Annotated in this window: 15 protein-coding genes; 13 read left to right on the forward strand and 2 right to left on the reverse strand. The window is 36.5% G+C overall.

Features of this window, described 5'->3' with window-relative positions; genetic code table 11:
- Positions 1 to 47 precede the first annotated feature (47 nt).
- From R7190_RS10765 to R7190_RS10785, 5 genes are read left to right on the forward strand one after another with little or no spacing between them, the layout of a single operon-like run.
- On the forward strand, positions 48 to 1,265 hold the full coding sequence (locus R7190_RS10765; protein WP_086046465.1) for an oligosaccharide flippase family protein: 1,218 nt from the start codon (positions 48 to 50) through the stop codon (positions 1,263 to 1,265).
- Entirely contained in the window at positions 1,262 to 2,380 is a 1,119-nt protein-coding gene (locus tag R7190_RS10770; RefSeq protein ID WP_231970838.1) for a glycosyltransferase, read from the forward strand. The genes R7190_RS10765 and R7190_RS10770 overlap by 4 nt, the downstream gene beginning before the upstream one ends.
- A complete protein-coding gene (locus R7190_RS10775) occupies positions 2,373 to 3,341 on the forward strand; it encodes an EpsG family protein (RefSeq protein ID WP_157664333.1) in 969 nt (322 codons plus the stop codon). The genes R7190_RS10770 and R7190_RS10775 overlap by 8 nt, the downstream gene beginning before the upstream one ends.
- Positions 3,338 to 4,432: a glycosyltransferase gene (locus tag R7190_RS10780; RefSeq protein ID WP_086046467.1), complete on the forward strand. Its 1,095-nt coding sequence runs from the start codon at positions 3,338 to 3,340 to the stop codon at positions 4,430 to 4,432. Before R7190_RS10775 ends, R7190_RS10780 begins: the two co-directional genes overlap by 4 nt.
- Before the next feature lie 18 nt (positions 4,433 to 4,450).
- Positions 4,451 to 5,464, forward strand: coding sequence for a glycosyltransferase (locus tag R7190_RS10785; RefSeq protein WP_086046468.1), 1,014 nt, complete (start codon positions 4,451 to 4,453; stop codon positions 5,462 to 5,464).
- A gap of 192 nt (positions 5,465 to 5,656) precedes the next feature.
- Here R7190_RS10785 and R7190_RS10790 read toward each other — a convergent pair whose 3' ends face one another.
- Both R7190_RS10790 and R7190_RS10795 read right to left on the reverse strand, forming a co-directional pair.
- On the reverse strand, positions 5,657 to 6,664 hold the full coding sequence (locus tag R7190_RS10790) for a sugar transferase (protein WP_086046469.1): 1,008 nt from the start codon (positions 6,662 to 6,664) through the stop codon (positions 5,657 to 5,659).
- A 239-nt stretch (positions 6,665 to 6,903) separates the two neighbouring features.
- Entirely contained in the window at positions 6,904 to 8,220 is a 1,317-nt protein-coding gene (locus R7190_RS10795; protein WP_206946840.1) for an MBL fold metallo-hydrolase RNA specificity domain-containing protein, read from the reverse strand.
- A 1,137-nt stretch (positions 8,221 to 9,357) separates the two neighbouring features.
- Here R7190_RS10795 and wecA point away from each other — a divergent pair.
- The 8 genes from wecA (at position 9,358) to R7190_RS10835 (ending at position 18,053) form a co-directional block, all read left to right on the forward strand.
- Positions 9,358 to 10,437, forward strand: a complete 1,080-nt coding sequence (gene wecA, locus R7190_RS10800) for a UDP-N-acetylglucosamine--undecaprenyl-phosphate N-acetylglucosaminephosphotransferase (RefSeq protein WP_206946838.1) — start codon at positions 9,358 to 9,360, stop codon at positions 10,435 to 10,437.
- A gap of 52 nt (positions 10,438 to 10,489) precedes the next feature.
- Positions 10,490 to 11,623, forward strand: coding sequence for a non-hydrolyzing UDP-N-acetylglucosamine 2-epimerase (wecB, locus tag R7190_RS10805; protein ID WP_277987824.1), 1,134 nt, complete (start codon positions 10,490 to 10,492; stop codon positions 11,621 to 11,623).
- Positions 11,624 to 11,667: 44 nt separating this feature from the next.
- Positions 11,668 to 12,810: an oligosaccharide flippase family protein gene (locus tag R7190_RS10810; RefSeq protein WP_242533955.1), complete on the forward strand. Its 1,143-nt coding sequence runs from the start codon at positions 11,668 to 11,670 to the stop codon at positions 12,808 to 12,810.
- A complete protein-coding gene (locus tag R7190_RS10815; RefSeq protein ID WP_206946834.1) occupies positions 12,800 to 13,840 on the forward strand; it encodes a polysaccharide pyruvyl transferase family protein in 1,041 nt (346 codons plus the stop codon). The genes R7190_RS10810 and R7190_RS10815 overlap by 11 nt, the downstream gene beginning before the upstream one ends.
- Entirely contained in the window at positions 13,840 to 14,943 is a 1,104-nt protein-coding gene (locus R7190_RS10820; protein WP_206946831.1) for a glycosyltransferase family 4 protein, read from the forward strand. The genes R7190_RS10815 and R7190_RS10820 overlap by 1 nt, the downstream gene beginning before the upstream one ends.
- The gene (locus tag R7190_RS10825; RefSeq protein ID WP_206946829.1) at positions 14,943 to 15,968 is read left to right on the forward strand and encodes a glycosyltransferase; all 1,026 of its coding nucleotides are present in this window, start codon (positions 14,943 to 14,945) and stop codon (positions 15,966 to 15,968) included. Before R7190_RS10820 ends, R7190_RS10825 begins: the two co-directional genes overlap by 1 nt.
- Before the next feature lie 428 nt (positions 15,969 to 16,396).
- On the forward strand, positions 16,397 to 17,302 hold the full coding sequence (locus tag R7190_RS10830; protein ID WP_206946827.1) for a hypothetical protein: 906 nt from the start codon (positions 16,397 to 16,399) through the stop codon (positions 17,300 to 17,302).
- 1 nt (position 17,303) lies between these two features.
- Complete coding sequence (locus R7190_RS10835; RefSeq protein WP_206946825.1) at positions 17,304 to 18,053, forward strand: glycosyltransferase family 2 protein; 750 nt, start codon at positions 17,304 to 17,306, stop codon at positions 18,051 to 18,053.
- Positions 18,054 to 18,096: the final 43 nt, after the last annotated feature.

Below are 18,096 nucleotides of genomic sequence, written 5' to 3' on the forward strand. Positions count from 1 at the left end.
TCAAACCACTGGCATTTATACAATGCCAGTGCTGTTTTATATAATATATGTCAAAGTTAAAAGAAATTGCTAAAAATTTCATTGGTTTTGGAGTGATAGACCTAATTGGTTTAGTAATTCCGATCGTGACCATGCCCCTACTGACAAGGACACTTGGAGCTACATCATATGGGATTTACCTCCTTATTCTGACGGTTCTCTATTTTGGACATACCATTATTGATTACGGTACTCATTATACGTCAGTGCGAGAATTGTCAAAAAATAGGAATAACTTCTCAGTAAAAAATAGTCTATTTGTTCAAACGCAAAGTCTAAGGTTATTCCTGGCTATAGTCTATATCCTATGCTGTTTAGGTTATGCTGTACTTTATGGTGGTGAAGAATTTTTTTTCTACATGTCAGTTGCTGCCATACCTTACTTAATTGGTTATGCTCTTACTCCTGTTTGGTATTATCAGGGTATGAGCGAGATGATGCTAGTTACAAAGGTTATGCTAGCCAGCAAATTTGCGAATTTATTGGTAATATTGTTTTTTATAAATAATGAAAGTGATATATGTAACGCTTTGATGGCTACAAGTCTACCCTCACTATTGAGTGGAATATATTTGACTTATAGCTGCAAGATAAATGAAAAGGTAAGTATAAAATTTTCATTGGGCTTTTTGAGTACATTAAAAAGTAGTTTTCATGTTTTTATTGGACTTTTAGCTCCTAACTTGTATAACTCAATTCCAACTATTATTCTAGGCACATCATACCCTCCAGAGCAGTTTGCAAAGTTTGCAATAGCATCCAGATTGTGCTCAGTGGTTGTTACATTACAAAACGTATTGGCTAAAGCTGTCTATCCGGTTATTTCAAGAATAAAGGAGAGCCAAGTGTCAAAACTAATTATAGCCAATGTTTTTGTTAGCGTCCCTCCGATAATATTTATATTCCTATTTGGTGAGTATGTTTTAGGTGTGTTCTTAGGTAAAGAGTTTTCATCTGCAAATGAATATCTCATAATCCTTATTGTTGGAGTGCTATTTGTTGGTGTCGCAAACTCATATAGTCAAGGGTATTTTCTACCCAAAGGTCTGGATAAGCTCTACAGGAATATCTCTCTTCGAGTATCATTGATTTCTGGAGGGTTATCCTTAGTACTAATAACTCACTATGGCCTGATTGGAGGAGCGTTGTCTATTACAACAGCCCGATTCCTATTCTTCATGGATTATTACGTTAGCTATAAACTACAGTCTCGAAAGCTAGAATGAAAGCGAAGTCAAATGATATGAGTAAAAATAAAGTATGCCTATTGATCAGTTCATTGGCCGGCGGGGGGGCTGAAGGGGTCTGCGTAAATATCGCAAATGGTTTGGCCGAACGCGGAGCTGACGTGACACTCGTTGTTCTTAATCTAGATAATGCAGACTATTTAAGTATTGTTAGCGATAAAGTGAAACTGGTATCTTTGGATGTACGCCAAGCTCGTCACGCTTTGGCTCCTTTAAGAGATTTTATTAAAAATAGTGATATAGACAAATGGCTGGCATTTAATTACGAGTTAACAATGTTATTGGTAATTATTCGATGGACGCTTTTTAAAAACTACACCATTATATCAAGGAATATTAATACAATTTCACGTAACACTAAAGATATTAAGGGCTTTTTGGGGAAGTTTGTCGTTGTGCCTTTAATCAAGCTTCTTTACGGCAAGGCTGATCACATCGTTAACCAGTGCATTGGCATGAGAGACGATCTTGTTAAGTCCATTCCGTCGACGGAGAGTAAAACTTCCGTGATTTATAATCCTGTGTCGAGCAAGGTTGAAAGCTTTAGCCAGAGTTTTCCTGGAGATTCGGCAAAGGAAAATTATATATTATGCGTGGGTCGCTTGGAAAAACAGAAGGCGTTTCATTATGCAATTGATGCATTCTCGGTAGTCGCTAAAAGTATTCCTGAGGTATCTCTTGTATTTATTGGTCAGGGTAGTTTGTTAGGTGATCTAAAACAACAAGTTGAAGAGCTAGGACTCTCCGAGAGAGTGAAGTTTGAAGGATTTCAATCAGACACAATAGGATATTATAACAAGGCTCGCTTAACCTTGATGACGAGTTTATACGAAGGATTTCCCAATGTATTGGTCGAATCTATAACGTTAGGAACGCCAGTTGTTTCCTTCGATTGCCCAAGTGGCCCAAGTGAAATAATCGTAAATAACGGTAATGGTAAATTAGTAAAGCAAGGGAATGTTCAAGCACTTGCTATAGCCATCATTGATGCTTATGAACACCCACCGGCTAATGAGTCAGTTAAAGAAACTGCACTTCGTTATCAAAGGGATTATATATTACAATCTTGGGAGAGATTATTGTTTAATGCATAGAGTCAGAAATACACCAAAGTTGGCAATATTTTCGTTATCGATGATTTATGCCTTGAGCTTGGTGTTACTTTTCCCTATAGATGGTTCTATCATAGATAGAGCAAATTACTTAGACTATGCTAGTAATGCATGGTTAATTATGTTGCGTTATTTATCTAAGGGAGATGTGAGAGTCTTATTTAATGAGCCTATTTGGTTATTAATGAATATGTCTCTCAGAGTGTTCTTTTCACCTGAAAACATCATAAGAGTTTTAGTTTTCTTTTCGTCTTTTTTGAGTTGCTATGTTTGCTTGAAAAATAACAGAAAGGAAGTTTTTCTAGTTCTAATTATACTTCTGTTCCCACAGGTTGTTAAAAATTATATTATTCACTTAAGGCAAGGTGTGGCAATATCAGTCTTTTTATTGGCTTACTATTATAAAGACTGCTTTTTTAGGAAAGTCCTTTTTTTAATCACACCTCTTATACATGTATCATTCTTTTTTGTTCTTCTTGTATATGGCGTCGTTCTTTTATCAAAGAAGATAAAACTTACACGCAATTTTAGAGGCGTTACAATATCTGCTATTGGTATTGGGATCGCACTATCTCTAGCCATCATAAGTGCGTTTTTAGGAGCAAGGCAAGCTAACGAATATGCGTTCGTAAATGCAAATGTTAGTGGAGGAGCATTTTTGTTTTGGTCGTCGATTCTCGTACTTTATTGGATGCAAGGTAGACGGTATTGCCATAAGTATGCTTTTGAAATATCAGGCGCTCTGTTTTACCTCTCGACATACTTTTTAACTGAAGTGACTGGACGTGTGTTTGAAAGCTTTGTTGTATTGGTTTTGATTGCTGGTTGTTATTTAACAGCGTCAAGAAAAGTACTCTTCAGATGTGCTTTCATATTGTTTTTTATTTTTAGTTATATGGGCCGAATTAGTATGCCTTATTTTGGTTGGGGAGTATCCTCTTGAAAATAACGTTAATCTCAACTGGACTAGAAGTCGGAGGGGGGGAAAAGCAAGTGTGTGACTTAGCTGACCAGTTTTCCTCTAAAGGGCATTTGGTCCAGCTTATTTCATTGACAGGAAAGACAGTTTTATCCCCAAAAAGTAGCATGGTAGAGCTCATTGAGCTTCAGGCAACTAAGGCACCATTGAGTCTTCTGCAAGCCTTGTTAAAAGCTAAAAAGCATATAGACCGTTTTGAGCCAGACGTTGTCCACAGTCACATGATCCATGCAAATATCTTTTCGCGATTTCTGAAGTTGATTGGTTCATCTGCGCCCTTAGTGTGCACCGCTCATAGTACAAATGAAGGTGGAAGTTTGCGTACATTAGCCTACAGGTATACGGACTGGTTATGTAATCTGAACACCAATGTAAGTGAAGAAGCGGTAAAGGTTTATTTAGACAAAAAAACCTGTAAGCCAGGAAAAATTGTTGCGGTAGTCAACGGGATAGATGTAGACAAATTTCACTTTGATGTCAGCGTTCGTGAAGATAAAAGAAAGCTTCTCGAGCTTGGTTCTGATGAGATGCTATTTTTAGCCGTCGGCCGTTTATCAGAGGCTAAAGACTATCCAAATTTGCTTGATGCGTTTTCTGAGTTGATAGCAAGCCACAACGTAAAGGCCAAGCTTGCGATTGTTGGCGTTGGTGAGCTAGAAGACGAAATAAAGGCAAAGGTTCATGATATGAACCTCAGTAACAGCGTTCGGTTTCTTGGACTTCAGCCTGATGTTGAAAACTGGATGTGCGCAGCAGACATTTTTGTTATGTCGTCGGCTTGGGAAGGATTGCCGCTTGTTCTTCTGGAAGCCATGGCGTGTGAACGAGTAGTCGTAGCTACAGATTGTGGTGGGATCCGTGGCGCTGTTCAGGAAAATGGTAAGGTTGTACCTACTCGAAACAGCAATGCTTTAGCGCGAGCGCTAGCCACATACATCGAACTACCTGCTTCTAATCGAGAAAAACTAGGAAAACTAGCTCGAGAATATATTGTAGATAACTACTCATTAAGCGCAGTTGCCGAAAAGTGGATTTCAATTTACCGTTCATTGTAGTCATATGATCTTACCTTTATGTTAAAAATTGCACATATAATCACGAAGTCTGAGATTGGCGGAGCTCAGACTTGGGTGAAGGATCAAATATCTTTATTAGACAAAAATTTCGATCATTTTCTGGTTACGAATCAGCCTGGGTGGCTTTCTGAACGGGTAAGTGTTCAACAGACTCTATTCGTTCCGGGAATAGAAAAAATTTTTTGTTTAAAGACACTATTTAAATTAGTTAGCTTTGTTCGAAGTAATAAAATAGATATTCTTATCGCAAGCTCAGCCAATGCTGGCGTGTATGCCCGCTTGCTAAAGTTATTCACTAAATGTAGGGTCATATACGTCTCCCATGGTTGGTCATGTATTTATAATGGCGGTCGTCTGAAGATGTTATTTATAACAGTCGAAAGGTTACTTTCTTACTTATCTGACTCAATACTCTGTGTTTCAGAAAAGGATCGCCAAGATGCGATTGAAATAATAGGCATTCTAGATCATAAGCTAACGTATGTAAGAAATAGTGTCTTTCCTCGTAATATAGTGAGAAAAAAGGAATCCGAAATATTTCGTATTCTTTTTTTAGGACGTTTGGCCAAACCCAAAAGACCAGATATTTTGATTGAAGCTATTGAAAATCTAGCTGATGTTCAGTTGGATATTGTTGGAGATGGGCCATTAAAGCGAGATTGTAAACAAGTTCAAAATGTGAACTTCGTTGGTGCTGTAAGTGATTTCGATGATTTTGGTCGCTATGATCTTTTCGCTTTAGTTTCTGATAGTGAAGGTCTACCGATGTCAGCATTAGAGGCTGCATCTGCGGGGGTTCCCTTGCTGTTGAGTAATGTTGGTGGGTGCTCTGAGTTAATTAATGGAAATGGTTTTTTAATCGATAATCACCCTGATGATATTGCCACTAAACTACAGTTGCTTAAATCCAACTATAAAACAGTAAAAGGTCAGGCTTTACATTGTTCAACTGAGTTTGATATCCGTAACTATCGAGATTCATATATAAGAATCTACACTGGCCGTCACTAAGGGGCTAATTGTGTTGCTTGTTGCATTACTTGAATATTTTAAGTTGATATGCGCTTGGTTTAGTTAGGTGTATGGATTAAGCATTTAGTAGTGCTTGAGTTTATAGTGCAAAGGACAAAATAAAAAGAGCAGCTACCATAAGGCGCTGCTCTTTTTTATACCTATGATCCGTTCGGTTGAATTCGCCGTTTTCTAGCGCCCCATCCCAAACAACACTGTTTTAACCGTAAGGAAAAGAATCTTCACTTCCATCATCCAGTTTTGGTGTTTGATGTAGTAGATATCGTATTTATGCTTCCAAATAGCATCTTCTACCGATGCGCCGTAAGGGTATTTTACTTGGGCTAGACCAGTTACCCCAGGTTTAACGGCGTGACGAAAGCGGTAGTAAGGAATGGCTTTTTCCAATTCAGAGATGAACACCTCGCGTTCAGGGCGTGGACCAACCATCGACATCTCTCCCTTTAGTACATTGATTAACTGGGGGAGCTCATCAATGCGAGTTTTACGAATAAAACAGCCGACTTTCGTTACGCGAGCGTCGTTCTTGGTCGCCCATTGGGCACCGTTCTTTTCCGCATCGTTTCGCATCGAGCGAAACTTGATCACGTCAAATTCTTCATTATATTGGCCAGTGCGACGCTGCTTAAAGAATACCGGGCCTGGTGACTCAAGCTTAATGAGCAGTGCCGTAATAAGCCCTACTGGGATAGCAACCCACGACAGCATAAAAACAAACAAGAGATCGATGAAGCGCTTTTGCCAGCTGTTCTTACGATTAGAGAGGATAGAAAAAGCTTTTTGGTGTAAGAAGTAACCACTATGCAAGAGCTCAGTTTCAGTGTAGCCAAGTGAACGATCAAAGTAGCTCACTAAAGGCTCAACCCAAGCACCTAGTTCTGTCGCAGCTACAAGAAACGCTTGCTGCTCAGGGTTTAGGTGTGAGCTTTTAAAGTGGCAAAGGGTTTTACTCTTGAAATCCCTAAGGGCATAGTTATTAACTTGTGCGTTAATCTCAGGATGTCTCTTAAGCACTTGAGCTATCTTTGCTTCGTCTTCTTTCGGACAGTAGATATAAAGGCAAGCGTCTGTTTCACTTGCGGATAACTCGTCCAATGCTGATGTTATGCTGATAGAATTATTTTTAGTTAATTCAGAAGCTTCTCGTTCTTGAAGCGTGTCGCTCATACTGTCTGTCATAGGAATGGAATAAGTTGTTTTCGACTAGCCAATTGCTTACAAGTCGGCGATTATAATTTAATTCGTATAGAAATTATATCCCTTAATCCAGAACATGCTTGTAACTTTGTTAATTTTCTTGAACCTGAGTCCTTACTTATGGCTTGTTTTTGAATCTTGACGTAACTATATCAATGAATTCGACAAACTATGTTTGCGATATATTATGTTGCCTTGAAATTAAATTATTATCTAATTCACTATATTACGCAGTTATATCCGAGGTTGATTAGTTTTTGATAAAGCGCTTTTTTCGAATCTTCCTCACCATGTATAAGGTGAACCTCTTTAGGAGGAGTAGGAATGGCAGTTACAAATTGTATTAAGTCGTTCATATCGGCATGCGCCGAGTAGCCTGACATGGTATGTACTTGAGCTTTCACTTTCACGCGCTTACCTTCAATCAATACACTTTCTTCTCCATCCTGGATACGCCGACCTAACGTCCCTTTCGCTTGATAGCCAGCAAATAGCACATCATTTCTTTCATCAGGCAGTAAAGCTTCCAAATAATTGACGACACGGCCACCTTCACACATTCCGGAGGCCGCAACCACGATAGCGGCTTCTGATGTACTTGCGAGACGGTTAACGAGCTGTAAATGGTCTGCGTGGCTTTCGATCGTAATGCATTGGTCAAACGCGAGCGGGTGTCGATGATGATCGAGTCGCTCTTTCGCTTCTGATCCCCAAAGTTTTTTAAATTGGCGATAGGTATTGGTCACCTTTTTAGCCAAAGGAGAGTCGAGAATAATAGGCAGTGAATCTTGCAAAGCGTGCTCATGTATAAGCTGCTCTATATCAAAGAGTAACTCTTGGGTTCTCCCTACACTAAAAGCTGGTATCACAATTACGCCACCATCCCGAAGTGCATGCTCAATAATAGAAAGTAATCGCCTGCTGCGAGACTCTACATCCTCGTGAATTTTATTGCCGTAAGTCGACTCGATAAACAGGTAGTCAGCTTTTTCCGGTGATAAGGGATCCGGTAGGAGAGGTGTGTTGCGAGGTCCCAAATCCCCAGAGAAAACAACAGCCTCCTGGTTTGATAAATGAAACTCAACATATGCTGAGCCTAAAATGTGCCCAGCAGGTTGAAAGCGAAGAGAAGTGCTATCTTCTATTTCTATCCACACTGAGTAAGGACAAGGACGAATAAGCGCTCGAATAAAATCGAGCACTTTCTCTCTTTGATGACGTCGCATACCCAATTGGAGCTTTAAACCATCTTCTAACATAAGCGGCACGAGCTCAGCGGTGGCTTCCGTACAGTAGATAGGGCCCTTATAGCCCGCTGCTAATAGCCAAGGCAGCCTACCAATATGGTCGATATGAGAATGGGTCAGCACTACCGCTTTGAGATCAGAGATAGAAAAGTCGATACCCAAACTCTGCTGCTGAGTATTGTCCTGACCTTGTAGCAAACCACAGTCGATCAGCACACTTCCATTTTGTAATACGAGCTCGTGACAAGAGCCAGTAACCGTATTTTTCCCACCGTGGTGCAGTACTTTCATAACAAAACGACGCTTTTACCTTTGCTAGCTTACGCTTGAGAGTATCTATTTTACACATAGCCAAACCTCACTATTTGGCAGTGATTCGGTAAATCGCTCAGTAGGTAGGGTAAGCAGGCAGATAGTGAATAAGTGAGCGTATTGTAGGCAAGCAAAATAGGAGAAAGAAAATGGCAAAACTGAAAGTTTAGAGAGACTTAGATATTCATCATAATTTGACTACGTTTCATTGCAACCTGTTGTGATGCAATTCATATTATTGCAACTATTTTCATTTAAGCTTTTGGAATCAGCGTCACTGGCTGTTTAGTGCTCGTTGGGTAAATGGGTGTCTGATAATTATAATTTCATAAAACACGCCACATTTATTACGGAATAAGTGTCAGAAAAAAGACATTTTTTTGTAAGCTTTTTACACGTTCTACTTTTAGTTGCAACGTGTTTACTATACAATTCGTCCCTCATTTAGAAATGCAACACATTTACATTACGTGCAAAACTTGCTTCTAGGAGCCAGACCTAGGGGCGGTAGCGTGCCCAAATCATCCGTTGGCCTCTTTCCCAATAGAAAAGAAACCAAGCAAGATGATTTTTAATAATAAGCACCTAAGTGCACTTCTGGCAAGATTGATTTATAAAAAACGAGAACTATTACAAATTTATGTAATTCCCTTTTGTCAGAGGGACGCTCAAAGCTAACAAAGTGGCGAGCAAATGTTGGTTAGGCATAGGTTACAATTTAAATCTCCATTTCTCATACCTATCAAAACCAAATACTAGGTTTATAGAAGTACATAACTACCGGCCCAAACCGTTAGTTAGTGTATTCAGCTTTGTATTTGGCCTGCCTATAAAGGCTGAGAACCGATGACCGTCACGAGCTAGTGTCGGTGGAGCTCAGTTACTTACATATTCAATATTAGAAATTAGCGTTTGCAATGCGTTACAACCCACGTTGGCTAATGTGGTTTTGTCACGCCAAAAAATCACCTGCTTGTTCTTAGGTTCGGCTTATTCAGATATGAGCGAAAAAGAATCAGCAGTATCGGACCTGTGATGCAATGGAATCCGTATAGGGAATCAGTCGGATGCGTTATAGATTTACCTCAAACTTATTTAATAACACAGTTGGCTATCATGAATAATGCATATTTATTTGTATTTATTTTGTCGTTCGTTCTACTTTTTGTTATGCGCAAGGTCGCTAAGCGCGTAGGTCTAGTAGATAAACCCAATGCAAGAAAGCTTCACCAAGGTGTGGTGCCACTTGTAGGAGGGATCTCCATTTTCTCTACCATACTGGTGGGGTTCCTTCTGTTCCTACCAATGAATGACAACCTATCACTCTACTTATCTTGTTCGGCTGTGCTTATAGTGCTCGGCGCATTAGATGACTACTACGATGTAAGTTTCAAAATTCGTCTTATTATCCAAGCCGGAATATCCCTTGCGATGATTTACATCGGAGGCCACAGCTTACACGATTTAGGCTACTTAATGGGGAGCGAAACCATTGCCCTGAATGAAGTTGCTGGCGCAGTGATCACCGTTATTGCGGTAATAGGCGCAATTAACGCATTTAATATGGTTGATGGTATAGACGGCTTGCTGGGCGGGTTAGCCTCGGTCACCTTTACGGCATTAGGTATTGTATTTGCCTACAACGGAAACGAATATTTAGCCACGATCTGTTTATTGATCGTGACTGCGATGCTCCCTTATATCTTCCTGAACTTAGGTTTCCCACTTGGTCGTCGCTTTAAAATCTTTATGGGTGATGCTGGCAGTATGTTTATCGGCTTTACAGTGGTCTGGATGCTGATTCGCGGCACGCAAGAACCAGGAGCGGTAGCCTTCAAGCCAGTCACAGCACTGTGGTTAATAGCTTTACCGTTGATGGACATGGCAACCATTATGATCCGTCGTATTCGTAAAGGTCAGTCACCATTCCAACCAGATAGAGAACATCTACACCATATTTGTCAGCGTATTGGGCTTTCTCCAGGTGCAACGTTAATTTTCATCTGTTCGATGGCATCAATTTGTGCCGCTATCGGTTTATGGGCTGACTTTTTTGGTGTTAGTGAATCGATTATGTTTATTGCTTTCTTGATTTTGTTTGCATGCTATTTTTCGGTCATTAGCCATATCTGGCGTATTTCATCTTTGTTAAATAGTTGGAGAAAGCGCCAAAGAGTTACTAGCGAACAATTATGAAATATATCTATCAACATTAATTATGACTTTATATTTGGTTAGGAAAAATAGAATGAAGATGAAAAAAATTCTAACGGTTTTTGGTACGCGTCCAGAAGCTATAAAGATGGCACCTTTAGTTCATGCTTTATCAAACGAGCAACGTTTTGAGTCTAAATGCTGTGTGACGGCACAGCACAGAGAGATGTTAGATCAAGTGTTAGATTTATTTGATATCAGGCCAGATTACGATCTTAACCTAATGAAACCGGGACAAACTTTAAGTGATATAACTGCTCGTATCATTCAAGAAATAAGACCAGTACTTCAAGATTTTAAGCCGGATGTTGTATTAGTTCATGGAGATACTACGACCACTTTTGCCGTTAGTCTAGCTGCATATTATGAACAGATTGAAGTTGGACATGTTGAAGCAGGTCTTCGTACGGGTAATATCTACTCGCCATGGCCTGAAGAGGCAAACCGCCGATTGACAGGCGTATTAGCAAAGTATCATTTTACCCCAACGCAAACGTCTAAAGACAATTTGCTACGTGAAAACTTCTCAACAGACAATATTTACGTGACGGGGAACACGGTTATTGACGCACTTTTGATGGTGAAAGATAAGATCGATACTGACAAAGACTTAAATGCAACAGTAGCAGCACAGTTTCCATTTTTAGATCCAGGTAAGAAGCTCATCCTAGTCACTGGCCATCGTAGGGAGAGTTTTGGTGGAGGGTTTGAGAGGATATGTAAGTCATTAGCGATGATTGCAACTGCGCATAAAGATACGCAAATTCTATATCCTATGCACTTGAACCCTAATGTAAGGGAGCCAGTCAAACGCATACTTGCAGATATTGACAATGTCTACCTTATTGAGCCTCAGCAATATTTACCATTTATCTATTTGATGACACGTGCTCACATCATATTAACAGACTCTGGAGGTATACAAGAAGAAGCCCCGGCTCTTGGGAAGCCAGTGTTGGTAATGCGAGACACTACAGAAAGACCAGAGGCTGTTACCGCTGGTACAGTTAAGCTTGTTGGTACAAGTATTGATTCAATTGTGAACAATATAGAGTTATTAATAAGTAATAAAGAAGAGTACAAAAGAATGAGCTTTGCGCATAATCCTTATGGCGATGGGAATGCATGTAATAGAATAGTATCTTTATTAAATGGCTTTACATGCTAAAAAATATATCTATAAGTCTTATTTTTTTAATACTGAAGAGTATCTTGTCATTATATCTATTTAAAGTAATAACAGATACAACATTACCAAGCACTTATGCACCCTATGGTGTCTCCTTGGTTTTTATCGGGTTATTAACAACTATTGGTAGTGTCGGCTTGGGGCCCGCTCTAGTTCGGTCTAAATATATTTCCGTTAAGAAAATAAACACATATATTATTTTTTCTTTAATACTAGGTTTAGGTTTAGGTTTAGGGCTAGTGTTGAGTGCTGATAGCATTCAACAACTACTTAAAATTCCAGACTCAAAGTTATATATTCAACTAGTGGCTCCTATAGTTATAGTAAAACTAGTCTCGATGATATATGAAGCAGTATTGCAAAGAAAATTAAAGATTAGAGAAATTGTAAATATAGATTTCTATAGCTTTATCGTCATGCATTTTTTATTACAAATTGTAGTACTAAAATCTGGTATTGAAATATACTGGCTGATAATTTGTGTTTTTATAGAAGAAATAATAAAGTTATCTCTTTATAAAGCCAAGTCAGAAACTCCATTTTCTACAAGCTATGACTTTAAAAAAATAAAAGAAGACATAGGTTTTTCTGGAGTCTTAACAATTAATAGGATTATTAACTATATCAACTCCCAGCTTGATAAACTATATGTTTCTAATCAACTAAATCCAACAGACTTTTCCGGATACAGTAGAGTTTTCCAGTTAATTAATTTTCCAATAACAATAATAGGACAGTTATTTGATAAAGTGATATATCCAATACTATGTGATAGATTAAGAGCTAATCAGTCAGCTTATAATATTATCACAATAGGAGTGTTGCTTTTACTCGGTTTTGTAGGAACAATAATATGCTACTATTTAGGCAGTTATATCGAGAAGTTATTCTTAAATGGAGAGTGGAGTGATTATATCGATGTATATTATTTACTGATATTTATCATACCAGTAAGGTTAGTTGATAGATATTCATCAGTTGTACTTAATGCAATAGGAAGGCCATTAGTAAGAACATGGTCTCAATTGATATTCATTAGCTCTTTAATAATTGGATTAATATTTGTTGGTGATGAACTAAAACATATTGCTTTAATATCAATATTTTCTTACAGCCTATCAGCATTAGTTTCAATAACATACTTAGTGATAAAATATGAAAAATAAAGTAATAATACATGGGTCTCAATATAAAGATAATTTTGGTGACACATTATTAGTGAAAGTAATAATGGATAATATAGATGATAATTATGAACTATATTCATCGACGGCTTCAGATAAAGTTTCATCCGACCTAAATATTAAACGTGCCACTCTAATTGATATGATCTCTGCAAAATATTTTATATATGGTGGTGGAGGTTATTTCGGACAACCTAATAATAGAGTAAATAAATGGTCTATTAGATTTATCATACGTCACGGTATTGTTGGTATCGCTCGGCGTGTTCTAAAAAAGAAATATGCATTTTTTGGTACAGGGTTTGGGCCACTCACACACCCTTTAGCATCAAAAATCGCAGGGTTCATCCTTAAAGGTGCTGATATAGTCAACCTAAGAGATAAAGAATCAGTACAATTTGCTTCGCGGTTAATAGAGAAAGATACTATAAATGAAACGGCAGATTTGGTTCCATATTATATTTCAAATAATTATGTCCGGAAAGAAGAAAAAAAAATAATACTTCATATGCATTTACCAGTTGGAGATGAGTTTAGATTTAGAAAAATAGTAGATGAATATCTAATCTTTAGAGATAAACAATTACCAGAGCACGAGGTTGTAATAATATCTGATTCAGAAGATGATATACAACAAACATGGTTTTTTGAAATTTTAAAATCGGATTACCAAGAAATAAAACTATCTGAATATAGTTCTTATAATAAAACTATTGAAGAACTTCGTGGCGCAAGCTTTGTTGTTACTAATAAATTACATGTGGCTATTGTAGCCTCTAGTATGAAAATCCCAGTTGCATCGATATATATGCATAATAAAACGTTACGATATTTTGAGCAACTAAACAGAGTAGGGTCAGCTATGTCTCTTGAGATGTTAGATGAACATAGTAAGTTAACTGATTTTTTCGCTCATGCATACAATTCTGGTTTGGATATTGATGCGATTGAAACGCTATCGGATAAGTCAGAGTTGAATATCATTTCTCTGAAAGAATGGTGTAAAAGCTAATGAATGTATATCTATTTGATCAGTATGGAGCTGGAACATCCTACTCTGGGCCAGGAAACTATTTTGTTAACCTTATAAATGCTAATTCTATGAAGGATATTAGTTTTAATTTGGTGCACGGTAACGCTGCACAAGAGAATATTAAATCGTTCGATAGTTTAAATTTCATCCATAAATGTGATAATCGACTTAACAATGCAGTTTATTCCTATAGAGTAGCTGAATTTGTAAAATCTAATGATATAGATATAATACAAACAACTCACTCCTACTTAGGGTCTATTTCTGCAGCAAGAGCTGGAATTAAAAAAGGGGTACCGACATTCCTACGAATTGCTAAATCGAACTCCGAGTTATTGAATCGAAACTGGGTTGCTAAAACCCTTCGTCTTAGCCAGAGAAAGGTAGAAGTAATAAAGAATAGTCAAGGAGTTGTTGCGATATCAAAAGAGATTGAAAATGAGTTGCTTTCTTTGGGAGTACCAGAAGAAAAAATAAAATACATACCTAATGGCGTTGATGTATCTAGGTTTAATGTTGAAAATTTTAATAGAAACTTTAAATCTCCTTTCCCACATGATGCAGTAATTATCGCTTTTTGTGGTGCATTAATACCTAGAAAGAGACCACACCTCATTCTTGAAACACTAAAAAACTTACCCGATTATTTTGTCGCATGTTTCATAGGTCCTTATGATGACAATTCCTATTTTAGGACTATGAAAGAGTTCATATTAAATAATAATCTAACAGATAGAGTTCATTTTACGGGCTATGTCAGAAACCCTGAAGATTACTTAAAATGTAGTAAATATTTTTGTTTACCTTCTGAAAATGAAGGTATGCCTAATGCTCTTTTAGAAGCTATGGCGTCACAGTGTGTTGCTATTTCTACTAATATATCAGGTGTTACAGATATTATAAAAAGCAGCGATGTCGGTTTTATAGTCGCCCCTAATGTTGATGAGATATGTAGTGTTATTAGAAACTCTGAAGTTAAGAAAGTGGATATTGCTCGGAATGCCAGTCTACATATATCTGAAAACTTTTCTGCAAAATCGGCATTTAATAAATATATCGAAATGTACCGGGAGGTCTTGTAGTGAAAGCTACTTTAATATGTGATCATGCTTTAGATCCTAGGCTTAGAAAGCGTGTAGCTTGGCTAAGTGATTATGGGTATGAAGTGTCAATATTTACAGATCGCAGTAGAGGTAATCACTTCTCTAGTGATATATATCAAGAAAAAGACATTGAAGATTTAGATTATAAAGACTTTAAGAAGTCTGACCTAGTATATGTTAGTGGAGCAAAAGTAATTGTATATAAATTTTTTCAATTGTTTTTTTTGTCGATAAGAGATAAAAAAATAATCTATGAGATACCAGATCTTCCTCTTAGAAGTCACTCTAGTTTAAAAAATAGAATCACACTATATATTTTTTCTTTGATTGTGCGTCTTGTTTTCAAAAACATAGTGATTACTTCTCCAGCATTTTTGAACTACCTACCAAAAGGATGTAATTATTTTTTGAGTGAAAACTTACCTTCTATAGATATAGTTAAAAATGTAAAGGATAATAAAAAAAATAAGAGTGACTATATAAGAATTGGTTTTGTCGGAGCACTAAGGTATCCAAAGCAAATGGCTATGCTAATTAGGTATTGTGTGGAGAATAACTGCAAGGCGGTATTTTTTGGTGGCCCCAAAGAAAATGAAAAACAACTTATTGAATTATGTTTTTCACAAAATATAGAGATAAATGATCTTGTTGAGTTCAAAGGATCATTTGATCAGAGTGAACTGCGAAAAATATATAACAGCATAGATTATGTATACTCTGTGTACGACTCTAATCAACCAAATGTCAAATTAGCATTGCCAAATAAATTGTATGAAGCTCAACTATTTGAAACACCAATTATCGTCTCTTCTGACACATATCTTTCTAAATGTGTGTACGAAGGTGGGTTTGGTTTTTCTGTGAATTCTTGTGATTTTGATGTTTTTACAAGAGATATGAGACAAGGCTTAGGCAAAAGCTACGTCATTAGAAAAAATAAAGTAGTTGAAAAAGTATTAAAAATGAAGTCTGAATTCATGGATTGGCTTGATAATATACAATGATTGAAACTCTTATAATATTAATTACTCTTATAATATCATTTTTTTTATTATATTTAATTAATGGCTCCGTATCGTTGAGATATATTAACGGTATTAATTATATTTTTTATCGTCAAATACTAATCAGTGCTCTCATTGGATCTTATATTATATCTTTATCTTTGGAGTATGATAGATGGTATGCCTTGGACTGGTCATCATCAGTACGGCTATATGGATTAATAGCAGTATGCTACTCTAGTCTAGCAATATTGAGTAGTTATTTATTATATAAGAAAATTTTTCTAAGTAGAGAGTGTCATAGAAAAACACTTCTTAATGTGCACTTCTCAGAATCTAAATTTAATATTTCTATAACCCAAAATTTTTTATTTTTTCTATCTTCATTCGGATTTTTTTACATATTATTCCATTCGCCATCTTGGCCGATGCTCGAAGCAATCAAAGGAAATAGCTACGATGCGTTATCTGGCAGAATTTCGTTCAGAAATGACTTTACAGGAAGTGATTTTATTAAGAACCTGGTTGCTTTTTCTGCGTCGTCTCTCTATTTTTATATTTCTTTATCAAGAGTTTTGATTAAAAATTCTGGAAGGTTACATTTAATCATTTCGTTCTTATTAGTAATTTTAATTTACACATATAACAGTCAGAAAGGCGCTATTTTTAATGTGCTTATTGGAGCTTTAATTATAGTCTGTATCGTGAGAGGTAAAGTATCACGTAAGTTTTTTATTTCTATGATTATATTAGCAATTACTTCTATTGTTCTAATGTTTTCTCTTGTTAAAGGCATTCCTATTTCAACATTGATTAGTTCTGGCTATAAGTTAATTATTGGTCGTTTGTTCTTAGGGAATATTGAAGGTTTATTTAATTCTTTCGTTCTTTTTCCACAAGAAATAACACAGAGCACTAGTTTTGTAGGCATCCCTTCAGTAATACAAAAAGCTATTTTTGGTGAAGTACAAGAGCCTTCTAAATTATTGTTAATGAAATATTTTGATTTGTCTGGTGTTCAAAATGGTACTTCGGGATTTATTACATCATACTTCATGGCTGAAGCTTGGGCTAACTATAGTTTTCTAGGTTTAGTATTAGCACCACTATTTGTAAGTGCTAACTTATTTATTGTCGATTTTGTCTTGTATCGCTATGGAAAAAATATTGCTACTGTTACTTTTTATGCTGTAATGTATTTGCAGTTTCAACTTCATGGCGAATTTGTTGGATTTTTATATTTTAAATACTTTATGTACTTTCTTGTTTCTATTTTTCCTATCTTGTCAGTCTATATAATACTTAAATGTTCTAATGTAATCAAAAAAGGATAATATGCTAGTTTCAATAATAACGCCAACCTATAATTCAGAAAAATTTTTACAAGATACTTTTGAGTGTATTAAAAATCAAACTCATCATCAATGGGAGTGGCTCGTTACTGATGATTGTTCATCTGATGACAGTTACAGGTTATTAGAGCAGTTTGCTAAGGAAGATTCTAGAGTTAGAATTTCTAGGAACAACGTTAATTCCGGAGCTTCTGTAACGAGAAACAAATCAATCTCTAGAGCTAATGGTTCTTATATCGCCTTTTTGGATAGCGATGATCTTTGGGATAAAAATAAACTAAAAACTCAGCTAGAATTTATGAAACTGAATGATATTAGCTTTTGTTTCACCTCTTATGAGGTCATTAATGAAGAGGGTGAAAAGTTAGGTAAAATTATAGACTCTCGACCACTTAACTTCGTTACTTATCATGATATGCTTAGAAAAAAAGCTACTCTTGGTTGCTCTACTGTTATGCTCAAAAATAATGGTTGTGATAAAATTATAATGCCAGATCTTAGAACTGGTCAAGATTATGCTCTCTGGTTAAAGTTGTTACGTAATGGCAATAAGGCTTTTCATTTAAACGAAATATTAACTTTGTATCGTATTACTTCAAACTCTATATCTAGGAATAAGTTTAAAAAAGCAATAAGACAATGGGAGATATATAGAGAAATTGAAAAGCTGCCTCTTTTTTCAGCATTGGTTAATTTTTATTTCTATGCTTATAGAGCTGTATTTAGAAGGTGATAAAGTTAATTTTCCCTGGTTTTCTTGATGAATGCTTATTCTC

It is taken from the genome of Vibrio sp. 1078-1, from assembly GCF_033340475.1.

What these genes read in the sequence shown, in the direction of transcription:
- R7190_RS10830 (WP_206946827.1), top strand. Translation starts at nt 16,397, where the DNA reads ATGCTCGAAGCAATCAAAGGAAATAGCTACGATGCGTTATCTGGCAGA.
- wecA (WP_206946838.1), top strand. Translation starts at nt 9,358, where the DNA reads ATGAATAATGCATATTTATTTGTATTTATTTTGTCGTTCGTTCTACTT.
- R7190_RS10785 (WP_086046468.1), top strand. Translation starts at nt 4,451, where the DNA reads ATGTTAAAAATTGCACATATAATCACGAAGTCTGAGATTGGCGGAGCT.
- R7190_RS10835 (WP_206946825.1), top strand. Translation starts at nt 17,304, where the DNA reads ATGCTAGTTTCAATAATAACGCCAACCTATAATTCAGAAAAATTTTTA.
- R7190_RS10790 (WP_086046469.1), bottom strand. Translation starts at nt 6,664, where the DNA reads ATGACAGACAGTATGAGCGACACGCTTCAAGAACGAGAAGCTTCTGAA.
- R7190_RS10765 (WP_086046465.1), top strand. Translation starts at nt 48, where the DNA reads ATGTCAAAGTTAAAAGAAATTGCTAAAAATTTCATTGGTTTTGGAGTG.
- R7190_RS10815 (WP_206946834.1), top strand. Translation starts at nt 12,800, where the DNA reads ATGAAAAATAAAGTAATAATACATGGGTCTCAATATAAAGATAATTTT.
- R7190_RS10770 (WP_231970838.1), top strand. Translation starts at nt 1,262, where the DNA reads ATGAAAGCGAAGTCAAATGATATGAGTAAAAATAAAGTATGCCTATTG.
- R7190_RS10795 (WP_206946840.1), bottom strand. Translation starts at nt 8,220, where the DNA reads ATGAAAGTACTGCACCACGGTGGGAAAAATACGGTTACTGGCTCTTGT.
- R7190_RS10820 (WP_206946831.1), top strand. Translation starts at nt 13,840, where the DNA reads ATGAATGTATATCTATTTGATCAGTATGGAGCTGGAACATCCTACTCT.
- wecB (WP_277987824.1), top strand. Translation starts at nt 10,490, where the DNA reads ATGAAGATGAAAAAAATTCTAACGGTTTTTGGTACGCGTCCAGAAGCT.
- R7190_RS10775 (WP_157664333.1), top strand. Translation starts at nt 2,373, where the DNA reads ATGCATAGAGTCAGAAATACACCAAAGTTGGCAATATTTTCGTTATCG.